The organism is Rhizobium tibeticum (genome assembly GCF_900110205.1).
GTDB lineage: Bacteria > Pseudomonadota > Alphaproteobacteria > Rhizobiales > Rhizobiaceae > Rhizobium > Rhizobium tibeticum.
Genome location: NZ_FOCV01000122.1, coordinates 1 through 2,664, shown reverse-complemented (window position 1 = coordinate 2,664; position 2,664 = coordinate 1). Strand labels below are relative to the sequence as shown.

Genomic DNA, 2,664 nt, shown 5'->3' with positions numbered 1-2,664 from the left:
GCGAAAGCGATGTCGACGATAGAGTGGATCACGGTCTGTCATGAACCTTCATCGCACATCGAATTCCACATTCCGTTAAGTTGACGATGCCCGCCTCCGTGTGTTTTCGCCAGCGAGCTTGCCGCCGATACCACGGTGCCGCCGATTTATTAATTGATATACCCACCGCAAGCAAGACGTCGAGCGATTACGAGACGCCGGCGCCTTTCTTCGAGGTCGTCGCTGCTGCTGCTTTACACTCACGGACGGCAAACCCAACGATGTCGGACATTATGGAAGACAGCCGGCGCGCTGTCGGCGAAGCGCGCGCATTGGGCTTTCTGTTTTCGCGGTGACGATTGACCGCAATGCCCAGGATTATCTTCCCGCCATTTACGGAAGAGGCGGATTCGCTCTCGTTTCCGACATCACCAAGCTGCCGGCCGCTTTGCCGGCCATTTATCGCGGGCTGGTTTGCTGAGGGGTGCCAGCCCCCGAAGGAGAGACCCGACCGACTGGGGCGGCCTCGGTCTCTCCACCCCTTCAAGCTGCTTTCCTATGGGTACGGCCGGATGCGCCGACATAGGCGTCAAAAACTGTCGCCACTGCCCTGATAATAAACGTGAGATCCCTGCGCACAGTCTTTTGCGAGCGCCTTGGCCTAGGCGTTGCGCTCTTCTGCATTCGGCAAGGCCGCCTCATCGATCAGGTGCTGGTGTTTTTTGAAGTCCGGGAGGTGTGCATAGCCGTAGGGGCGCAACCGGACGGCAGTCTGCATGGTATCGATACAGGATGCGACAGTCTGATATCGGCAAGCCATAGATCAGGTCGAAGTTGATGCTGCCGATGCCGGCCTTTCCGCAAACGGCGGTCTCCTTCTGCTCGAAAGTCTGGTTGCGGTTGATGGCCGCCTGGACCACCGGATCGAAACTCTGGACGCCGAGGCTTGCGCGACGGACACGTCGTGACGAGACTCGGTCGCGGGCTCTACCAGCTCGCGGGTGACAGATCACGCACTAGGCACCCGTTTGGCCGCCTCAGCAAGGCTGGGATTGCTGTCGAGATTTGCATTGCCGCGCTCCTTGGCCTCTCCCGTTGTCCCATCGATCTCGTCGGCACAGCGCCGCCAGGTCTTGGCCGCCGCAAAAAGTCTGATGTTTTCCTTCGCCGCCCTGCAACCTTTCCAGCATGCCATCCTTCCTCGGGCTCTCTTTCTTATTTGAAGAGTTGTTCGATATCCACCATCGGCCGAAACAGCTTCATCGGCTGGTCAGGAAACGGCAAAAAGCTTTCGCGCTCGTAGAATCGGCGCGCATTGTCATCCTTGGCGTCAACGATCACAGCGAAGGAGGCGATCTCGCTTTCGACCGCCCGAAAAAGGGCGTCCGCAAGCATAAACCGGCCGTACCCCTTGCCTTGATGGTGCCGATCGACCGCCAGGCGGCCGAGAAGGGTTGCCGGAACGAGCGGGTAGCGCGGAAGTTTCCGCACTGTCTTTTCCGGCAGGTCCCCGAGATTCACTGCCGTCGATGAAAGGGTGTAGTAGCCAGCCACCGTCCCATCCGCCAGAACCAGCACGAAGGGAGCCGCCATGTTCTTGCGCGCGTCCTGACCTGCCTGAACGCGAAAATACCGATCGAGCGGCTCTACGCCGCTGTCGAATAACGACCTGTCGTGCTGCGAGCCGAGAATTTCTACCCGCAGTGTTTCTTCGATGTCGTTCCCCACCCGTCAGACGCCAGTCGCCTGGCGATAGCGGCGCACGGTGTCGTGCAGACGGGCGTTTACCGGTTGCGGATTGAGCAACGCCTCGACGAAGGTCTCGCTATCACGGACCGACAGGTCCAGACGTTGATGCTCCTCGATCGCCCGGTGGGCGGCCTCCTGGACGCTGGTCAATACGAAATCGGTCACCGTCCGGCCCTGGAGGGCCGCGGCGCGCTCAATAAGATTTTTCTGGTCGGCCGTAACGCGCGTCTCTAGACGCTCGCCACGGACCCGGCCGCGCGGCGGATGTATTGTAGTTTGGGCCATCATCATTCTCCTTGGCCCTTCATGTACGGCCAATGGCCGGAAAAGTCAATGAAATTGCCGTCGCCCGTTAGAGGAGAGTCTTCCACAACGCCCGGCTGCAGGTCTCAGCTGAGCTCTTCTACTGGGAGCATGCAACCCCGAAAAGGTTCGTCTTCGTTTTGGAAGAGAGGCTGCCGGCACCCGTCGTAGACGATTGATCTCATAAGCATGCACGTTCAGGATACCAGCAGCGACCCCAACGGCGGCCGCCGCGGCGATCGGACCGGCAGCGTGTCCTCGGAGTGGTTCTCGCGGCCGGTCGACGAGCGCTACCTGTCGCTGTTCGAGCCGGGGACCTTCCTGACCGCGCCGATCGCGGGGTGGAAAGTCAGCTGATCGATGTCAAGGCGAAACGCATTGATCCGCATAGCTACAATTTATGGCATGCTGTAGGAGAATGCCCACTGATTGGGGACATTGCGCTGAGAGCCCCTGTCATCCGTTCGCTCCTGTTTAAAGCCCACAGTGCGGTGCGGCTGAGGGCCCTTGTTTTTCGCTACAGCCGCCGAGGCGGTCAGGACCAGGTCAGAATCAAATTTTGAACTCCGAATACATGGCCCCCATGAGTAATGGGCGCCGTACCTTCCTTGATCCGAAAGGTGGGGATCCGCG

Annotated in this window: 5 protein-coding genes and 1 pseudogene; 1 reads left to right on the top strand and 5 read right to left on the bottom strand. The window is 59.6% G+C overall.

Annotation, left to right across the window (positions count from 1 at the left end; translation table 11 throughout):
* Nucleotides 1-643: 643 nt before the first annotated feature.
* The 4 genes and pseudogenes from BSG20_RS38295 to BSG20_RS34990 form a co-directional block, all read right to left on the bottom strand.
* Nucleotides 644-938, bottom strand: a pseudogene (locus BSG20_RS38295) (coproporphyrinogen III oxidase); the annotation flags it as partial.
* Nucleotides 939-988: 50 nt separating this feature from the next.
* A complete protein-coding gene (locus BSG20_RS35000; protein ID WP_072382398.1) occupies nucleotides 989-1,174 on the bottom strand; it encodes a hypothetical protein in 186 nt (61 codons plus the stop codon).
* Between the two features lie 20 nt (nucleotides 1,175-1,194).
* Complete coding sequence (locus tag BSG20_RS34995) at nucleotides 1,195-1,707, bottom strand: GNAT family N-acetyltransferase (RefSeq protein ID WP_072382401.1); 513 nt, start codon at nucleotides 1,705-1,707, stop codon at nucleotides 1,195-1,197.
* A 3-nt stretch (nucleotides 1,708-1,710) separates the two neighbouring features.
* Entirely contained in the window at nucleotides 1,711-2,013 is a 303-nt protein-coding gene (locus tag BSG20_RS34990) for a type II toxin-antitoxin system TacA family antitoxin (protein ID WP_072382404.1), read from the bottom strand.
* A 207-nt stretch (nucleotides 2,014-2,220) separates the two neighbouring features.
* On the opposite strand from BSG20_RS34990, the gene BSG20_RS36940 reads away from it, so the two are divergent.
* Complete coding sequence (locus BSG20_RS36940) at nucleotides 2,221-2,388, top strand: hypothetical protein (protein WP_167371670.1); 168 nt, start codon at nucleotides 2,221-2,223, stop codon at nucleotides 2,386-2,388.
* 178 nt (nucleotides 2,389-2,566) lie between these two features.
* On the opposite strand, the gene BSG20_RS38290 is transcribed toward BSG20_RS36940, so the two are convergent.
* Nucleotides 2,567-2,664: cytochrome P450 (locus BSG20_RS38290; RefSeq protein ID WP_244551852.1), on the bottom strand; the 98-nt coding region annotated here is incomplete at its 5' end.

Excerpts from the sequence above, each read along its gene's own strand:
- BSG20_RS35000 (WP_072382398.1), bottom strand. The coding sequence starts at position 1,174 with ATGGCATGCTGGAAAGGTTGCAGGGCGGCGAAGGAAAACATCAGACTT.
- BSG20_RS34990 (WP_072382404.1), bottom strand. The coding sequence starts at position 2,013 with ATGGCCCAAACTACAATACATCCGCCGCGCGGCCGGGTCCGTGGCGAG.
- BSG20_RS36940 (WP_167371670.1), top strand. The coding sequence starts at position 2,221 with ATGCACGTTCAGGATACCAGCAGCGACCCCAACGGCGGCCGCCGCGGC.